Source organism: Pseudoclavibacter sp. CFCC 13796 (assembly GCF_008831185.1).
Classification (GTDB): Bacteria; Actinomycetota; Actinomycetes; order Actinomycetales; family Microbacteriaceae; genus Pseudoclavibacter_A.
The window spans coordinates 289767-306689 of sequence record NZ_WBKD01000001.1 but is presented as its reverse complement, the minus strand read 5'-3'; the positions used below and the strand labels follow the sequence as shown (position 1 = coordinate 306689).

14 protein-coding genes and 1 tRNA gene are annotated in these 16923 nt (G+C 66.8%); 4 read left to right on the top strand and 11 right to left on the bottom strand.

Annotated elements, in window-relative coordinates:
• Nucleotides 1-76: 76 nt before the first annotated feature.
• The gene (locus tag F8O07_RS01430) at nt 77-1450 is read left to right on the top strand and encodes an ABC transporter substrate-binding protein (RefSeq protein ID WP_158030395.1); all 1374 of its coding nucleotides are present in this window, start codon (nt 77-79) and stop codon (nt 1448-1450) included.
• A gap of 238 nt (nt 1451-1688) precedes the next feature.
• Nucleotides 1689-2501, top strand: a complete 813-nt coding sequence (locus F8O07_RS01425) for a glycerophosphodiester phosphodiesterase (RefSeq protein WP_158030394.1) — start codon at nt 1689-1691, stop codon at nt 2499-2501.
• Nucleotides 2502-2578: 77 nt separating this feature from the next.
• Here F8O07_RS01425 and F8O07_RS01420 read toward each other — a convergent pair whose 3' ends face one another.
• From F8O07_RS01420 to serS, 7 genes are all read right to left on the bottom strand, one after another.
• Nucleotides 2579-4228 carry an amino acid permease gene (locus F8O07_RS01420; RefSeq protein ID WP_158030393.1) on the bottom strand — a complete coding sequence of 550 codons (1650 nt, stop codon included), beginning with the start codon at nt 4226-4228 and terminating at the stop codon, nt 2579-2581.
• Entirely contained in the window at nt 4225-4914 is a 690-nt protein-coding gene (locus tag F8O07_RS01415) for a FadR/GntR family transcriptional regulator (RefSeq protein WP_225733121.1), read from the bottom strand. Before F8O07_RS01415 ends, F8O07_RS01420 begins: the two co-directional genes overlap by 4 nt.
• Nucleotides 4915-5062: 148 nt before the next feature.
• On the bottom strand, nt 5063-6868 hold the full coding sequence (locus tag F8O07_RS01410; protein ID WP_158030391.1) for a helicase HerA-like domain-containing protein: 1806 nt from the start codon (nt 6866-6868) through the stop codon (nt 5063-5065).
• 372 nt (nt 6869-7240) lie between these two features.
• Nucleotides 7241-8245, bottom strand: a complete 1005-nt coding sequence (locus F8O07_RS01405; RefSeq protein WP_158030390.1) for a glycosyltransferase — start codon at nt 8243-8245, stop codon at nt 7241-7243.
• A gap of 27 nt (nt 8246-8272) precedes the next feature.
• A tRNA-Ser gene (locus F8O07_RS01400) sits at nt 8273-8360 on the bottom strand.
• 133 nt (nt 8361-8493) lie between these two features.
• Nucleotides 8494-9453, bottom strand: a complete 960-nt coding sequence (locus tag F8O07_RS01395; protein WP_158030389.1) for an HAD hydrolase family protein — start codon at nt 9451-9453, stop codon at nt 8494-8496.
• A 67-nt stretch (nt 9454-9520) separates the two neighbouring features.
• Nucleotides 9521-10789 (bottom strand): serine--tRNA ligase, encoded by a 1269-nt coding sequence (gene serS / locus F8O07_RS01390; protein WP_158030388.1) that lies wholly within the window; start codon nt 10787-10789, stop codon nt 9521-9523.
• An 80-nt stretch (nt 10790-10869) separates the two neighbouring features.
• Between serS and F8O07_RS01385 the strand changes: the two genes are divergently transcribed.
• Nucleotides 10870-11865 carry a diacylglycerol/lipid kinase family protein gene (locus tag F8O07_RS01385; protein ID WP_158030387.1) on the top strand — a complete coding sequence of 332 codons (996 nt, stop codon included), beginning with the start codon at nt 10870-10872 and terminating at the stop codon, nt 11863-11865.
• Nucleotides 11866-11901: 36 nt separating this feature from the next.
• Here F8O07_RS01385 and F8O07_RS01380 read toward each other — a convergent pair whose 3' ends face one another.
• Complete coding sequence (locus tag F8O07_RS01380) at nt 11902-12816, bottom strand: D-alanyl-D-alanine carboxypeptidase family protein (RefSeq protein WP_158030386.1); 915 nt, start codon at nt 12814-12816, stop codon at nt 11902-11904.
• Complete coding sequence (pheA, locus tag F8O07_RS01375) at nt 12813-13745, bottom strand: prephenate dehydratase (protein ID WP_158030385.1); 933 nt, start codon at nt 13743-13745, stop codon at nt 12813-12815. The genes F8O07_RS01380 and pheA overlap by 4 nt, the downstream gene beginning before the upstream one ends.
• A 145-nt stretch (nt 13746-13890) precedes the next feature.
• On the opposite strand from pheA, the gene F8O07_RS01370 reads away from it, so the two are divergent.
• Nucleotides 13891-14976, top strand: coding sequence for a substrate-binding domain-containing protein (locus F8O07_RS01370; RefSeq protein ID WP_192496581.1), 1086 nt, complete (start codon nt 13891-13893; stop codon nt 14974-14976).
• Here F8O07_RS01370 and F8O07_RS01365 read toward each other — a convergent pair whose 3' ends face one another.
• Together F8O07_RS01365 and F8O07_RS01360 are read right to left on the bottom strand one after the other, a co-directional pair.
• Entirely contained in the window at nt 14977-15978 is a 1002-nt protein-coding gene (locus F8O07_RS01365) for a DNA-methyltransferase (RefSeq protein WP_412973602.1), read from the bottom strand.
• Nucleotides 15975-16916, bottom strand: a complete 942-nt coding sequence (locus tag F8O07_RS01360; RefSeq protein ID WP_192496580.1) for an alpha/beta hydrolase — start codon at nt 16914-16916, stop codon at nt 15975-15977. The genes F8O07_RS01365 and F8O07_RS01360 overlap by 4 nt, the downstream gene beginning before the upstream one ends.
• Between the last annotated feature and the right edge of the window lie 7 nt (nt 16917-16923).

The window sequence follows — 16923 nt, the reverse complement described above, 5'->3', positions numbered from 1 at the left end:
ATCTTCATTGACCCGCCAACACTGGCATCCATATGACCCCCGCAACACCTCTTCTCGAACAGGAGCGCAGTTACCAATGAAACCCTCGATTCCCGCATCTTTCGCCAGCCGACAGGTGAGTCGGCGCAGCGTGCTCGCCGCCGGTCTGCTCGGTGCTGCAGGCCTCGGCCTGGCCGCCTGCTCCGGGCCCTCCGTCGGGGCAGCAGGCACCACGCAGGCCGATACGACCGACTGGTCGAAAGTCACCCCTGCAGACAAGATCACCTGGTGGAGCAACCATCCGGGCAAGTCTCAGGACATCGAGAATCAGCTGATCGCCAAGTTCAACGAGAAGCACCCCGAGATTCAGGTGGAGCTGGTGACGGCCGGCAAAGACTACGACGAGGTCGCAGCGAAGTTCCAGGCGGCATCCTCAGGCGACAACATTCCCGATCTGGTGATCGCGAGTGACGTCTGGTGGTTCCGCTACTTCATCAACGGCCAGCTGCTGCCGCTCGACGGCGTGCTGTCTCAGGTGGGCACCGAGCTCGACGACTACAACGCCACGCTCTTGGGCGACTACAAGTACCAGGATCAGCTGTGGGCGCTTCCGTATGCGCGCTCGACGCCGCTGTTCTACTACAACAAGAGCGCCTGGGAACAGGCTGGCCTTCCCGATCGCGGGCCCGCCACCTGGGACGAATTCGAGGAGTGGGCGCCGAAGCTCAACGCCGTCTCGAAGAGCGGCCAGGCGCTTGCCTTGGGCAAGGGGACGTCGTGGGCCGCCTGGTGGTTCTGCAACATGATGTGGGGTCAGGGCGGGCGCTACTCTGACGACTGGGATCTCAAGCTCACCAGCGCAGAGACCGAGGCCGCTGGCGAGTATCTGCGCAAGCTGATTCATGAGCAGAAGTTCGCGGCCATCGCGACTGAGCAGGACACCGACTTCGGTGCGGGAGCCTTCCCCTGCACCCTGAGCTCGACGGGCTCGCTGGGCGGCATCCTCAAGAGCGCCAATTTCGAGGTCGGCACGGCCTTCCTGCCTGATGGTCCCCAAGGCGGGGGCTGCCCGACGGGCGGAACCGGCATCGGCATCCCCGCGAAGAGCACGCCCGAGCGCCAGCTCGCCGCGGCGACGTTCCTCAGCTTCATCACGGAGCCGGACAACACCGCGCTCTTCTCGGCAGGCACCGGATACATTCCCGTGCGCACCTCGGCCATTCAGAGTGATTCGGTGCAGCAGCTGCTGTCGACCAAGCCGCAGTTCAAGACGGCCATCGACCAGCTGGCACAGAAGAGTCGTTCGCAGGATTGGGCACGTGTGTTCGTGCCCGGCGGTGACAAGATTCTCACCGACGGCATCGAGCAGATCATGGTGAACAACACCGCGGCCGCTGAGGCGTTCGGGGCCATCACACCGCAGCTGCAGCAGGCCTATGACGAGAACGTGAAGCCGTACCTGAAGAACTGACGAGCACGATGAGCGCCTGGCTGCGCTGACGAGTGCTTGGTCTCAACGGCATGGCACCGTTCGGTCAGAGCGGGCATGGCTTTGTCAGCACTACGGTGAGTCTGACGGAATCGTGCTGCGCGTGACCGAACGGCGCTGGCTGGTGGTGTCGGTGCTGTGTGCGGTGCGGCGTGCTGGTGCCGGATGAGGTGCTGCGTGAGATGCGGCACGCGAGACGACTGAGAGAGCTGGGAGACAGATGACAAGACATATCAGGTGGGGTGAGCACCTCGACAGCGGTCGAGCCGAGAGCCATGCGGCACCGACGATCATCGGGCACCGCGGCGCGAGCAGCGAGGCGCCAGAGAACACGCTTGCGGCGTTCGATGCGGCGGTGGATGCTGCCGCACGCGAATCGGGGCCGGGTGCGCCCGCCTGGATCGAGCTCGATCTGCAGCACATCGCTGACGGCGAGGTGGTGGTGATCCACGACGACGAACTCGATCGCACGACGTCGGGGCAGGGAGCCGTCTCGGCACGCACCTCGGCTGAGCTGCGCACGCTGGACGCCGGCACTTGGTTCGATACGACGTTCGCCGGCCAGCGCATCCCCACGCTCGCCGAGTTGGCCGAGTGGATCGCGGCCAACCCGACCGCCCGCGTACTGGTCGAGTACAAGGGGGCGTGGTCGCCGCAGCAGATCACGCCGACGGTCGCGAGTTTCGAGGCGGCCGGAGTGGGGGAGCGTCTGGTGCTGCAGAGCTTCGACCCGACGACGGTGCGTTCGCTGCAGCTGCGCGCCGGCGACTACGCTCTCGGACTGCTGATCGATGAGACCGTGCACTATCCCGAGCTTGAGATCGCCGAACTTCTGGGCGTCTCGGCGGTGAACCCGCACTGGAGGCGTGCGCTCGCCGAACCCGACCTGGTGCGGGCGGTGCACGAGCGACTGGGCGCCCAGATGGCGGTGTGGACGCCGGACGAGCCTGTCGACTGGGATGCGCTGGCCGCGGCCGGCGTGGATGCGATCATCACGAATCGCCCGCGCGAGGCTCGCTCGCACCTCGGCTGAAACGGTCGCGGGCAGCGGCAGCCTTCGGCCTGGTGCCGGCTCGAGACCGTGGCTGGCCCCGAGCCGGCACCAGCGCGTCAGTGCTTGTCGCCGTCGTTGTCGCTGTCGAGCGGGTTCGGGTTGCCCGAGGCGATGTTGGCCTCGTGCACCTCGCGGGCGATCGTGACCTCCGGAGCCTCGCCGCCCTCTGCCTCGGCGAGCTCGTCGGCCATAGGCCGGCTGGCCACCACGGGGAAGGCGCCGGTGAAGCCGATGCGCTCAGTGGCGATGCGCTTGACCTCGGAGCGGCAGGCGTACCAGCCGATCACCAGAAGCGGGATCACGATGAGCATCGACGCCAGCGTGTAGGTGCCGGTCGGGTAGTCGAGGCCGATGAGCACGATGACCAGCAGCAGGAACGCGAGCGTGGCGTAGTTCGTATATGGCGCACCCGGCATACGAAACTTCGGACGTCGGTAGAGACCCTGCTTCGCGAGTTGGTAGTACCGCAGATGCGCGAGAGTGATCGTGGCCCAGCCTGAGATGATGCCGATCGAGGCGAGGTTCAGCACGATCTCGAAGGCCTGCTCGGGAACGAACATGTTGAGCACGACGCCCATGAGAGTCACGATCGCGGTGAGCAGAATGCCGCCGTAGGGAACGCCCTGAGGCGAGATCTTCTGCGCGAATTTGGGTGCCGAGCCGGCCATCGACATGGAGTGCAGGATGCGTCCGGTGGAGTACATGCCCGCGTTCAGCGACGACAGGGCGGCCGTGAGAACCACGAGCTCCATGATCGGCGCCGCCGCGTCGATGCCGATGTGGCTGAAGAACGTCACGAACGGGCTCTCGCCTGCACTGTACGCGGTGTAGGGAAGCAGCAGCACCAGCAGCAGCACCGAACCGACGTAGAAGACGGCGATGCGCACGATGACGGTGTTGATCGCCTTCGGGATGACCTTGCGGGCGTCTTTCGTCTCGCCCGAGGTGGTGCCGACGAGCTCGATGCCCGCATAGGCGAACACGACACCCTGCATGATCACCAGAGCTGGCAGGATGCCGTTCGGGAACATCCCGCCGTTGTCGAAGATCAGGGTGAAGCCTCGCGGGTCGCCGGTCGGTGTGCCGAAGATCACGAAGATGACGCCGAGCACCAAGAAGATGACCAGCGCGCCGACCTTGATCAGAGCGAACCAGAACTCCATCTCGCCGAACACTTTGACCGAGATGAGGTTCATGCCGACCACGATGACGAGCGCCAGCAGGGCGATCGTCCACTGGGGAATCGACTGGATGAACGCCGAGTACTGACCGAACCACTTGACGTAGATTGCGATCGCGGTGACGTCGACGATCGATGTGGTGGCCCAGTTGACCCAGTACATCCAGCCGCTGACGAATGCCGCCTTCTCACCGAAGAACTCGCGTGCGTACGAGACGAACGATCCCGAAGAGGGACGGTGAACGACCAACTCGCCGAGCGCTCGCAGAATCAGGTAGGCGAACACGCCGCAGAAGGCGTAGATGATCAGCAGAGACGGGCCGGCCTGTGCGAGACGGCCTCCGGCGCCGAGAAAGAGACCCGTGCCGATCGCGCCGCCGATCGCGATCATCTGGAGCTGGCGTGCCCCGAGACCCTTGTGAAAGCCGGCCTCCTCTTCGATGAAGATGTTCTCTTCGGATGCAGCGGTGGTGACGATGCCCGTGTCTGGCGAGAGGCCGTCGGGCTTCGAGTGCTGTTGTGTCATCGGTTCTCTCCCTCGTGTGTGTTCGATCGTTCTGTGAGAACGACGTCTTTGACCTGATCGAGATGGAAGCGCATGGCGTCTTCTGCCTCGGTGATCGACCCTTGGGCGATCGCGGCGACGATGCTGCGATGCTCGTGCTCAGAGGGAAGACGGCGGTTGGAGCCGTCGTTCAGCTGGCCGGACTGCAGGGCGAGAGCCGCTTTGATGCTGCGCAGCACCGTGGTGAAGACGCGGTTGCCCGAGGCCTCGGCGATCGCGAGATGCAGCTCGGTGTCCTGCCTGACCCATTCGTCGGGATCATCAGTGCGCTGCATGCTCTCGATGAGCCCCTGCAGGTGCTCGAGGTCGTGCTCAGAGCGGCGCACGGCGGCGAGACCGGCGGCCGGAATCTCGATGTGCGGCCTGGCTTCGACGAGGTCAGTGGCGCCGAACCCGGCGAAGTCGACTTGTGAGACGGGTTCGGTCGCGATCACGAAAGTGCCGACCCCGACTCTCGTGGCCGTCGTGCCGCGCACCTCGAGTACGCGCAGTGCTTCGCGCACGACCGAACGGCTGACGCCGAACCGTGCGGCGAGTGCGGCTTCTGAGGGCAGGCGCTGGCCGACTTTCACCACCCCGGCGCTGATGGCGTGTTCGAGGTTCTGGCGAACATACTCGGTGGCACCGAGGCGGTTGACCGGTGGCACTCCTGCAGTCTGGCTGTCGGACAGGTTCATGAGAACAAGCTTGAGAGGTCTGCGTTTCCCGGGTGTTACACAGGTGCATCGACTTGGTTGCGTGGCCAGACCACGCAGGAGAAGGGGTGCCGCCGGCAGACCGACTCGGTTGCGCGAGTCAGCGCCTCTTGCCGCCGAAGATGCCGCGGATGACCTCGCGCACCACGGTCTGGAACGTGCGCGACTTGACCACGTCGTCGATCACGTCGGCAACACCGTGCTCTTTGGCGGTTCGGGAGCCTGAGCGCGATGTCGACCGAGACTCGCGCTCGCGGGCGGCCTCATCGCGCTGGCGCTCGCGCTCTGCTCGGTCGGCGGCCTTGGCATCCGCATCGGCCTGCTTGGCGGCGGCCGCGTCAGACGCAGCCTGCGAGGCTGCGTCGATGCGGCCCTGCAGCTTCGCGGCGGCGCCCTCGGTCTGCGCAGGCGTGCCGTACTTGGCCTGCAGCGGCGAGGACGCGATGGCCTGGGACATGGCGTCTGCGGGCATCGGATCCATCGAGCCCTGCGGGGCGCGAACACGCGTCCAGGCGACCGGGGTCGGCGCGCCCTTGTCGTTGATGACGGTCACGATCGCCTCGCCGGTGCCCAGCTGCGTGAGCACCTCGCCGAGCTGATACTCGCTGGTCGGGTAGGTCGAGACGGTGGCCTTGAGCGCCTTCGCGTCGTCGGGGGTGTGCGCGCGCAGGGCATGCTGGATGCGGCTGCCGAGCTGGCCCAGCACGTCGCCGGGCACGTCTTTCGGTGTCTGTGTGACGAAGAAGATGCCGACGCCCTTCGAACGGATCAGGCGCACGGTCTGCGTGATCGTCTCGACGAAGCTCTTCGAGGCTCCCTTGAAGAGCAGGTGCGCCTCGTCGAAGAAGAACACGAGTTTGGGCTTGTCCTGGTCGCCGACCTCGGGCAGCGCGCGGAAGAGCTCGGTGAGCAGATACATGAGGAAGGTCGAGAACACCGCGGGGCGATCCTGCACACCGGGCACTTCGAGCATGCTGACCACGCCGAACTCGGTCGTCGCGCCGTCTGCGCCGGTCGCAGAGGCGGTGCGCAGAAAGTCGGTGACCTCGACGGCGGGCTGGCCGAAGAACACGTCTGCGCCCTGACCGGCGAAGTTCACGATTTCGCGCAGGATCACGCCGGCGGTCTGCGGCGAGAGACCGCCGATGCCCTTGAGCTCGGCCTTGCCTTCGTCGCCGGTGAGCCAGCTGAGCAGAGTGCGCAGGTCGTCCAGGGTGATCAGGGGCAGGTCGTTCTGCTTCGCGTAGTGGAAGACGAGGCCCAGGCTCGACTCCTGCGTCTCGTTGAGGTCGAGCACACGGGCGAGCAGCGTCGGGCCGAAGCCGTCGACCGTCGCGCGCAGTGGCACGCCCTGGCCGACGCCGCCCAGTGAGAAGAACTCTGTGGGCGTCGCGACGGGGTGCCAGTCCTGGCCGATGCCCTGCGTGCGTGCGGTGAGCTTGTCACTGGGGGTGCCGGCGACGGCGAGGCCGGAGAGATCGCCTTTGATGTCTGCGGCGAAGACGGGCACGCCGTTGGCGGCGATCTGCTCGGCCAGGCCCTGCAGGGTCTTGGTCTTGCCGGTGCCGGTGGCGCCTGCGATGAGGCCGTGGCGGTTCAGCATGCCGAGCGGGATGCGCACCTGCACGTCTTTGAGGGGCTCGCCGTTGACGAGCGCCCCGATGTCGAGCGTCGTGCCTTCGAAGGTGTAGCCGGCCCTGACGGCGTCGACGGCCTGCTGCGAGAGCGGGCCGGATGCCGTGGTCGCGCTGGGCTGAGCCGCGGGCTGTGCTGCGTTGGTCTGCTCAGCATCGGGCTGAGGTGCATCGGGCTGAGGCGCTGGAACCGGCGCTGCCTCCTCAGTGGATGCGGGTGCGGGTTCTGGTGCTGCAGCGCCTGCGGGCTGCTCCGTGCTCTTCTCGGCCATGCAGTAAGTCTACGGCCGGGGCTCAGCTGTTGCCGCTGCAGACACTCTTGCCATCTGCGGCCAGTGGCAGAGGAGCCGCCGTCACGGATTGCACTTCGCCGCCACGGATTGGCACAAATCGGGAGATGTGGAGCGAATGCGGTGCATGTCGAGCAAACGGTGGTGGTGGACGCGGCGCCGAAGCTGCTGGAGGCGGCAAGTGATGCGGGAAAATGGTGTGTCTGCTGCAGACTGTGAGGGGAGCTGCGTCGCGTTGCCGCAGTCGTGCGGTAACCGTGCCGTGGCCGGTCAGTAGCCGCGACCGTGCGACCGTGTAGCAGTTTTTGCGGTGAACGAGAGCTTTACCCACAAAAAGTGCTGCAGAGCCAGGCCCTAGTCCAGCGGCGGCATCGGTTTCCAGGAGCGATCGCGGTAGATCTTTCGCGCCCCGCGCATCCCTTTGAACAGCGCCGACAGCCCCGACTTGAACGAATGATCGACCGTGACGATGCGGATGACCTCTTTCGCGAGGGTCAGCAGCGTGCCGAAGCCGAAGACGAACCGGTTGTAGTCGCCGTGCAGGCGAAAGTACCGCGCCATGTAGCCGCGGTTGCGCATGATGTGAAAGCGCACCATGTCGCTGGTGCCGTTGAGCTTGCGGGTGCCGAGATCGAGCCGTTTGATCTCGCGGGTGCGCCGCAGAATGAAGGTGTTGACCAGCGCCGGCGTCGTGACCTTGGAGGTCAGGTAGCCATAGACGGTGTCGTCCCAGTAGATGAAGAAGCGGGGATCGGGCAGCCCGACCTGCCGCACGACGTCGCGATGAAAGAGCCCGCCCTCGAAGCAGACCGTGTTCATCGGCAGCCAGTCTTGGGCGCTGAAGTCGTCTTTGGCCACCGGGTTCGGAATGCCCAGCGGCACGTTGAAGTCGAACTGCCAGTAGAACGGCGACCCGTCGTAGTTGTACCGGCGGCCCTGAATGACCTTGAAGCGGTCGGTCCACGGGGTCAGCCGCTCGATCGCCTCGGGCAGCACGGCCACGTCGTCGTCCATCAGCCACAGCCACTCGGCGCCCAGGTCGTAGGCGATCTTCGTACCTGCGCTGAAGCCTCCGGCCCCGCCGGTGTTCTCTTCTTGGGGCGCGTAGACGAGGCGATCGCGGCCGTCGGCGCGCTTGCCCAAGCGCTCCCGGTACGACTCGACGATCTCGCCGGTGTCGTCGTGCGAGGCGTTGTCCACGATCACGATCCACGAGGGCGCGGTCTTGAGCTCAGTGAAGCTATCGAGCAGCACGCGCAGCAGCTTGGTGCGCTTGTACGTGACGACGACGATGGCGACGTCGAGCGGATGCCGTGGCGCGGGAGTGCCCTCGGCTTGCGGCTGCGACTCAGCGCTCACGTCGACCCGACTCCCGTTCACAGTTCATGGCGGTGGGCCTGGGATTCGAACCCAGGGAGAGTTGCCCCTCACTTGTTTTCAAGACAAGCTCCTTCGGCCGCTCGGACAGCCCACCATGTCGTTCTCGCCGCGCGGCCTGATCAGTCGAGATCGGGATGCGAGAGCAAGAGACAACCAGACCATCATACAAGACAAGGGCAGGCCCCGCGTGGATGCGTCTTCTGATTCTGTGGTGACGAGAGCGCCCGTCAGCCGATGATCGAATGAATCAGATCGGCGACACCGTCGCCTTCGAGATCGGCGACGACTCGGTTGGCCATCGCTTTGACCTCGGGCAGTGCGTGCCCCATGGCCGCACCGATGCCCTCTTCTGCCGCCCAGGTGATCATCTCGATGTCGTTGAGCCCGTCACCGACGACCGCGACGCGGTTGCGCGGGATGCCGAGCCGGCGCCGCACCTTCTCGAGCGCCGTGCCTTTGTTCACGCCGAAGGGGGCGATGTCGAGCCAGGCCGACCAGCCCACCGAGTAGCTCACCTGGTGCAGGCCGATGCCCTCGACGATGCGCTGAAACTCGGCGGTGTCATGTGCCGGAGAGAACACGACGACGCGTGTCACAGGGTGTGAGCGCAGGTCGTCGAGCGACACCAGCTCGGCGGGAGCACTGAAGGTGCCCGCGTTGAACGGGCGGAAGAACCGCCAGCCCTGGTCGGCGTCTTCGACGGCATATCGGGCGTCGGGCAGCGAGGGAACCAAGGCGTCGATGACCGGTGCCGGGTCGAAGAGCGTCATGTCGACGACACGCCAGTGTCCGGTGCACTCTTCGTGCGGCTCGACGCCGCTGTCGTCGACCGCGCGAGTGCGGATGCCCTGCGCGGCCTGACCTGTCGGCTCGCGCATGCCGCAGACGAGCGCACCGTTCGAGCACACGCTGTATTCGGCGGTGAGACCCAGTTCGCGGTAAATGCCTGTGACGCCCTGAATGGGGCGCCCTGTGGCGATCATCACGACGTGGCCAGCGGCCTGTGCCATGTCGATCGCGCGCTGTACGGCGGAGCTGGCACGGTTGTCTGCGTCAACCGTGGTGCCGTCGAGGTCGAGTGCGATCAGCCAGCGGCCCTCATCATGCACAGGCGGCAGCGGGATGCTGCCGGTCTCGGGAAACGAACCCTTGCCCGGGGCGTGCCAAGGCAGTGCGTTGCCAACCATGTTGCTCCTCTTCGTTCACCCGCACAGTAGCCCATGCCGGTGACACTGTGGCGAACGGAGCGGGGCGTCAGGCGCCCGGCGTGATCGCCTCGATGCCGCCCAGGTACGGGCGCAGTGCTGCCGGTACGCGCACCGATCCGTCGGCCTGCTGGTGGTTCTCGAGAATCGCCACGAGCCAGCGCGTGGTCGCGAGAGTGCCGTTCAGGGTGGCGACCGGGGCGGTCTTGCCGCCCTCTTCGGGGCGGTACCTGATGCCCAGGCGGCGTGCCTGATAGGTGGTGCAGTTCGATGTGCTGGTCAGCTCGCGGTAGGTGTGCTGCGTCGGGATCCAGGCTTCGGTGTCGAACTTCTGTGCGGCGGATGAGCCCAGATCGCCGGCGGCGGTGTTGATCACTCGGTACGGCAGCTCGACTTTCTGCAGCATCTGCTCCTCCCAGCTCAGCAGTCGCTGATGCTCGGCGAGAGCCTGATCAGGTGTCGTGTAGACGAACATCTCGAGCTTGTTGAACTGGTGCACGCGCAGGATGCCCCGGGTGTCTTTGCCATGCGAGCCGGCCTCGCGTCGGTAGCAGGTCGACCAGCCGGCGTAGCGCTTCGGCCCGGCCGTGAGGTCGATGATCTCATCGGAGTGATACCCGGCCAGCGCGACCTCGCTGGTGCCGGTGAGGTACTGGTCGTCTGCGTCGAGGTGGTAGATCTCGTCGGAGTGCTGATCGAGGAAGCCGGTGCCCTGCATGATCTCGGGGTTCACGATCGTGGGCGTGATCATCGGGGTGAAGCCGTTCTCGATCGCCTGGTCGAGAGCGAGGTTCAGCAGGGCGAGCTCCAGCCGAGCGCCCCAGCCGGTGAGGTAGTAGAAGCGTGCGCCGGAGACTTTCGCGCCGCGCTCCAGATCGAACAGCCCGAGGTGCTCGCCGATCGCCACGTGGTCTTTCGGCTCGAAGTCGAACTGAGGGTGCTCGCCGACTTCGCGTTCGACGGTGAAGTCGTCTTCGCCGCCTTCGGGCACCCCCTCGAGCACGAGGTTCTGGATGCCGCGCACCGCGACCGAGAACTGCTCTTCGGCCTTGCGTGCGCGCCCCTCGGCCTGCTTGACCTGGTCGGCCAGCTCTCTGACCTGAGCCACCAGAGCGGCCTTCTCCTCTTTCGGCGACTTGGCGACCTGTTTGCCGAAGGCGTTCTGCTGGGCGCGCAGCGTCTCGAACTCGGTCAGCGACACCCGGCGCGAGGCGTCGGCCTCAAGGGCCTGGTCGACAGCACTGACATCGCCTCCACGGGCGCGCTGGCTCTCGCGGAAGAGATCTGGGTTGGTACGCAGCAGTTCGACGTCAATCACCCCACCAGCGTAAACCACCCGCGCAGCACACGCAGGGCAGGCACAGCAGGCATTCAGAATGCGCGGCTACGATTGAGTGCATGGTCAGATCCCCGGGCGCGAAACGTCGTCGAGCCGCCGTGGTCTACAACCCGGTGAAACTCGACCGCGTGCGCCTGAATCCGATCGTCGAGCGTCAGGCCGAACGCCACGGCTGGGGCTCGACGCTCTGGCTCGAGACCTCGGCCGACGACTCGGGCGCCGCTGCGGCCCGTACTGCGCTCGAACAGGGCGTGCAGCTCATTCTCGTCGCCGGCGGCGACGGCACTGTGCGTGTGGTGGCCGAAGAGGTCGCCGATTCAGGCGTACCCGTCGCGCTGATCCCCGCAGGCACCGGCAACGTCCTCGCGCGCAACCTCGAGCTTCGCCTCGCGAACGTCGAAGACGCGATCGAAGTCGCTTTCACCGGCCAGCCGAGAGCCGTCGACGTCGGCGAGGCCCGCATCCGCCGTGTCGACGGCCAGATCGAGACCAAGGCGTTCGTCGTGATGGCCGGCCTCGGCCTCGACGCTGAGATCATGGTCAGCACCAGCTCACGTGGCAAGCGGCTCTTCGGCTGGGTCGCTTACGTGACCGGTGCGCTGCGCGCGGTCAACCGGGCCGAACGCTTTCGCGCCCGCATCACCGCCGACCGGCGTCGCGACATGCGCACGCGCTCGCACACGGTGCTGATCTGCAACTGCGGCATGCTGCCCGGCAACCTGCTCCTGGTGCCCGACGCCTCGATCGACGACGGCGAGCTCGACGTGCTCGCGATCTCTCCGCGGAGGCTCAGCGACTGGTTCGGGCTCTGGCGGCGCATCGTGGTCGAGCATCAGCTGACGCGCTCGCGCACCGGCCAGCGTCTGGTCGAGCTCGGCGGAACCCACCGGCTCACCACGCTCTCGCACACGGTGGGCAAGACCATCGATGTGAGCGTCGAACGGGTGGTGCCGTGCGAGCTGGACGGCGACGTCTTCGGCGAGGCGATCGGCCTCGAAGCGCGGATCAGACGCGGGGCGCTGTTGGTGCAGGTGCCTGCAGGGCTCGCCGACTGACCGGAGCCGGCAGGCGGCCACTCCTGCTGCGTCGCATCAGGGCCTGAGATAGTCCGGCGCATCGGGCAGCCCGAACACCTTCTCGAGCGTGTGCACGTCGTGCTGTCGCATCCAGCTGGCCAGGGGCACGCCGACGTAGCGGTAGTGCCAGGCCTCTTCCATGTATCCGGTGGTCTGCTCCTGGCCGGTCTCGTAGCGCTGTACGAAGCCGAAACGCCAAGAGTTCTGCTGCAGCCAGGTGCCGAGCCCGGTGTGAGCGAACTCGTTGCACAGCTCGCACGGAGGCTGGGTCTCGTTGATGTCGCAGGCCAGGCCCGTCTGGTGTTCGCTGTGGCCGGGACGCGACGAGTAGCGGTCTGCGGCTGCCTGCCCGTCGCGTCGTTCGTACGTTCCGTAGAGGGCCTGCTGACGCTGATAGCTGCGGAACCCGCTGATGATCTGGATGCCCTGGCCGACCTCGCGCTGTGCGGCGGCGTCCATGTCGTGCAGCGCGGCAGCCGCGTCGTGACGCATGCGCTCGCCGTCACGGTTCACCGAGACGTCGACGGTGTCGAGATCGTCAGGCTGCCAGTCGATCGGAGAGAGCGGGCGCGCCTTGTTCGTCACGACCCAGATCGAGGACGGATCGTCGGTGGAGTGCTGGGTGAGGTCGAGATCGGTGTCGAGCGGGGGGAGCGCCGATGTGTCAGACCACTCGATCTGCTCGTGCGGCTCGGCCGCGGATGACGGCTCGGTGGTGGCCTCGTCGCTCTGGGCCTCGGTGGCGGGATCGCCTTCGCCGCGTTCGAGCAGCGGCACCAGCGCGATCATCAGCACGGCCAGCAGCGTCATGGCGATGGTCGCCACACGAATGCGCAGCTGACGGCGATGTTCGGCGATCTGGTGCGGATGTCGCCCCGGGCGCAGCTGGGCGCGACGACCGGGCGGAGTGGGGAGGCGTCGGTCGATCACTGCAGAAGCGCCTCGTACCACTGGGCGGCGTCTTCATAGTCGTCGTTGGTCTGATGCGGCATGGGCTCGCAGGCTTCGCGCGTCGCTCGTGGGTAGGAGCCCAAGAACACGACGTTCGGGCTGAAACGGTGCACACCGCGCAGTGCCTCGGCGACTCGGGCGTCGAGGGCGTGCCCCTCGAGATCGATGTTGAACCGGTACCGGCCGAGTTCGTCTCCGATGGGCCGCGACTCGATGCGAGTCATGTTGATGCCGCGGGTGCTGAACTGCTCGAGCAGTCTCAGCAGCGCACCGGCCTCGTCGACCGGCAGCTCGGCGATCAGGCTCGTCTTGTCTGCTCCGGTCGGTGCAGGCAGACCGCGGTCGGGGCCGAGCAGCACGAACCGGGTCACGGCGTTGCGATTGTCGCCGATGTCACGGGCGAGCACCTCGAGATCATAGTGGTCGAGCACCCGCTCTCCGGCGATGGCGGCGTCGATGTTCTGATCGTGCAGCGCGCTCGCGGCGGCTGCGGCGTTCGACGGCGCCGGCAGAAAATCGTGTTCGGGCAGATGGTCGGCCAGCCAGGTGCGGCACTGCGGGTACGACATCGGATGCGTGGTGAGGTGGCGCACATCGCTCAGGGTCGTGCCTGGTCGGGCCAGCAGATGGAAGGTGATGGGCACCAGGCGTTCGCCGAGGATGCGCACGCCCGGCATCGTGGCCAGGGCGTCGAGCGTGGCGCTGACGCCGCCCTCGATCGAGTTCTCGATGGGGATCACCGCGTGGGTCGACCGGCCCGTGGCAACGTCGTCGATGGCCTGAACCACCGAGGTCACCGGCCGCCACCGACCCAGGTGCTCGGGGTCGACCTGGCGCAGTGCGTCTTCGGTGAAGGTGCCCGCCGGGCCCAGGTAGCTGTAGACGGCCTGCGTCGTGGAATCGGTCATGCACTCATCGCTTTCACCTGTGACTTCAGCCCGTCTGGGGCTGAATCGCGCCGTCGGGCGGCTGTGCAGCAGCCCGATCGTCAGCGCAACTCAGTCTACGAGGTCTGGGAGGCTCCGACTGAGCGTCGCCGGTAGACTCCTCGGTGTGCTCTTACCGCTGCTCTCCCGACATCCTCGTGCCCGCGGTCGTGCTGGTGGTCGTGTCCGCCGTGTGCCCTGCGCTGTCGTCACAGGTGCATTCGCTCTGACGCTGAGCGTCGCCGCCAGCGGGTGCACGACGCCCACCGTTCCGCAGACCACGACCGGGCCGCTCGCGGTGCGCATCGCCGCCGGGCTGTCGCTGCCAGACGGCGTCGCCGAACGATTCGAGCAGCAGACCGGCATGTTGCTGTCGGTCGACGACTCGCACAGCGCCGACGATCTGGCGGCACATCTGCACGATGCCGACGCCGATCTCGTTCTGGGGGTGAGCGCCGCGAACTCTTCTGGCATCGACGGCGACGCCGGTCTGGTCTCGTACGTCTCGCCTCGTGCCGGCGACGGAGCCGCAGATTTCGCGCTGGATCGCAGCGACCGCCTCACCGCGGTCAGCTACGACTTGGTCTGTGCGCTGGTCGACGGCTCTGCGGCTGCTGCCGGCGGAAGGCCGTCGCCCACATCGCTGCACGACGTCGTCGCCCAGTCCGACCGTCTGGTGATGCCCGACCCGGCCACCGACAGCTCGGGTCTGGTGGCGCTCGCAGCCGTCGACCGGCAGAGCAGCGGCACTGACCAGCTCACCGACTCCCTGCGTCAGCTCGGTCAGGCGCAGATCGAACCCACCGAGACACAGGCGCTCCAGGCCTCGTCAATGGGCGGTGGCGATCGCCCGGTGGTGTTCGCCTCGGCGATGCGCGCCGTCGATATATTCCCTCAGGGGAATATTGATGCGGTGACCTCGACATGCACGCCGCGGGTGCGCTACGCCGCGATCGTGGCGGGCTCCGCTCACGTCAACGAGTCGCGGAAGCTCGTCGATCTGCTGCTCGACGATGGGGTGCAGAGCGACATCGCGCGCTCGTGGAGCGCACTGCCGGTGCAGCGCAACGCATCGGTGCCGCAGCAGTATCAGCGCTTCGTCGACGGCTACGCGGCCACGGCATCCGGCACCGATCTCGCAGTGCTGCAGCAGCAGCTGCCCGCGCTGCTCGACGCGTGGCAGCAGCAGGCCCCGGCGGTCAGGCCTCGCTGATCAGATCGTGGTGATCCGGTCGCCCAAGCGCGCTGCGGTCACTTCGACGGCGTCGGGGTTGCGGTCGATCAGCACGAAGCGCCGATCGAGCTGGGCCGCGACTGCTCCGGTGGTGCCCGATCCGCAGAAGAAGTCGAGCACGAGGTCGCCCGGCCGACTCGAGGCCTGCACGATGCGACGCAGCACGCCTTCGGGCTTCTGCGTGGGGTAGCCGGTGCGCTCCGACCCGCTGGTGGGCACGATCGTGTGCCACCAGACATCTGTGGGCAGCTTGCCCCGCGCGGCCTTCTCAGGGGTGACCAGCCCCGGCGCCATGTACGGCTCGCGGTCGACGCCGGTCGAGTCGAAGAAATAGCGATCCGGGCGTTTCACGTAGACCAGAATCGTGTCGTGCTTCGCCGGCCAGCGTCGCCGCGACTTGCCTCCGAAGTCGTAGGCCCAGATCAGCTCGTTGAGAAAGCAGTCGCGCCCGAAGACGGCGTCGAGCATCACCTTGGCATAGTGAACCTCGCGATAGTCGAGGTGCACATAGAGCGTGCCGGTCTCGTCGAGAAGCCGCCAGGCCTCGATCAGCAGCGGCTCGAGAAACCCCCAGTAGTCGTCGAAGCGGTCGTCGTACTCGCGCAGTCGCCCGCGCACGGCGCGATACGAGGCGCCCTGAAAGCCGGTGCGCAGCCGTCCGGCCGGCTGTGCCGTGGATGCGGCGGTCGCGCCGGCGTGGGAGGCCGCGGCCCCGAATGTGCTCGGCTCGGAGGTGTCACCACCAGCCGACTCCTGGCCGTCTGACTCGTCGGTCACTCGTCGAGCGGACATGCGCTGCGATGTCTGCCGCCGGCCGGTGTTGAACGGCGGGTCGATGTAGATGAGCTGGCAGCAGCCGTCGTCGAGCATGGGCAGCACGTGGCCGCTCTCGCCCTCGATGAGCAGCCCGTGCCCCGAAGCCAGACCGCGCGTCAGCTCGGTCAGTTCGGCGGCCGTCGTGTCAGTCGTGCTGTGGGTCACAGCTGCTGCTCGATCCAGGCGATGATGTCGCTGATCACCTGATCACCGTCGACCTCGTTGAAGATCTCATGCCGCATGCCCTCGTAGAGCCGCACGTCGACATGCTGCAGACCGACGTCTCGATAGGCCTGCGCGAGTCGTTCGACCGACTTCGGGCTGCCGACCGGGTCATCGGTGCCGTTGGCGATCAGCAGCGGGATGTCGCTGCGGATGCGCGGCGTGGGCCGGGTGAACAGCCGTAGAGCGTCCCAGAAGCCATGGCTGGAGAGCACGGTGCGGTCGGTGGTCAGAGGGTCTGCCGCGAAGGCTCGGCCGACTTCGGGACGACTGCTGAGCCATTCGTAGCCGCTGGCGCCCGGAGCGTCCCATCGCCGGTTGAAACGGCTGGGAGTCACCCACCCGGGCTGGCAGTAGGCGGTTCCTGTGAGCACTGCGGCAGAGTACGTCTGCGAGCGGATGTTCAGCAGGTGCTGGGTGATGAACGAGCCCCAGCTGTGCCCGAAGATGACCGGTGGCCGGCCGTCGCCGAGCTCTGCAGCGGCTCGCGAGACGGCGCGCACGGCGAGGATGGTGGCCTCGAGGCCGCCCTTTCCCAGCCGCCCCATCGCTCTGAGCGTGTCGGTCTGTGCGGCCCCCGCGGGGTCGTCCTCCGGCACGTCCAGCAGCGCCGCCGCCCCGGTCGCACCGTGGCCGCGATGATCGTCGGCTATGACGTCGAACCCTGCCGCAGTGAGCCGACCTGCGATCGCGATGTAGCGGCCGGCGTGCTCGCCGATGCCGTGCACCAGCTGCACCACACCGCGCGACCGCTCGGTCTCTGCGCGCCACACATAGTGGTAGTTCGCAACGCCCCAGCGGTCGATCATGGTGTGCACCTCGGCACCCGATCGCCGCAGGCGATCGAGGTACTGTTCGAGCACCTGTGCAGTCGCTGTCATGAGGTTC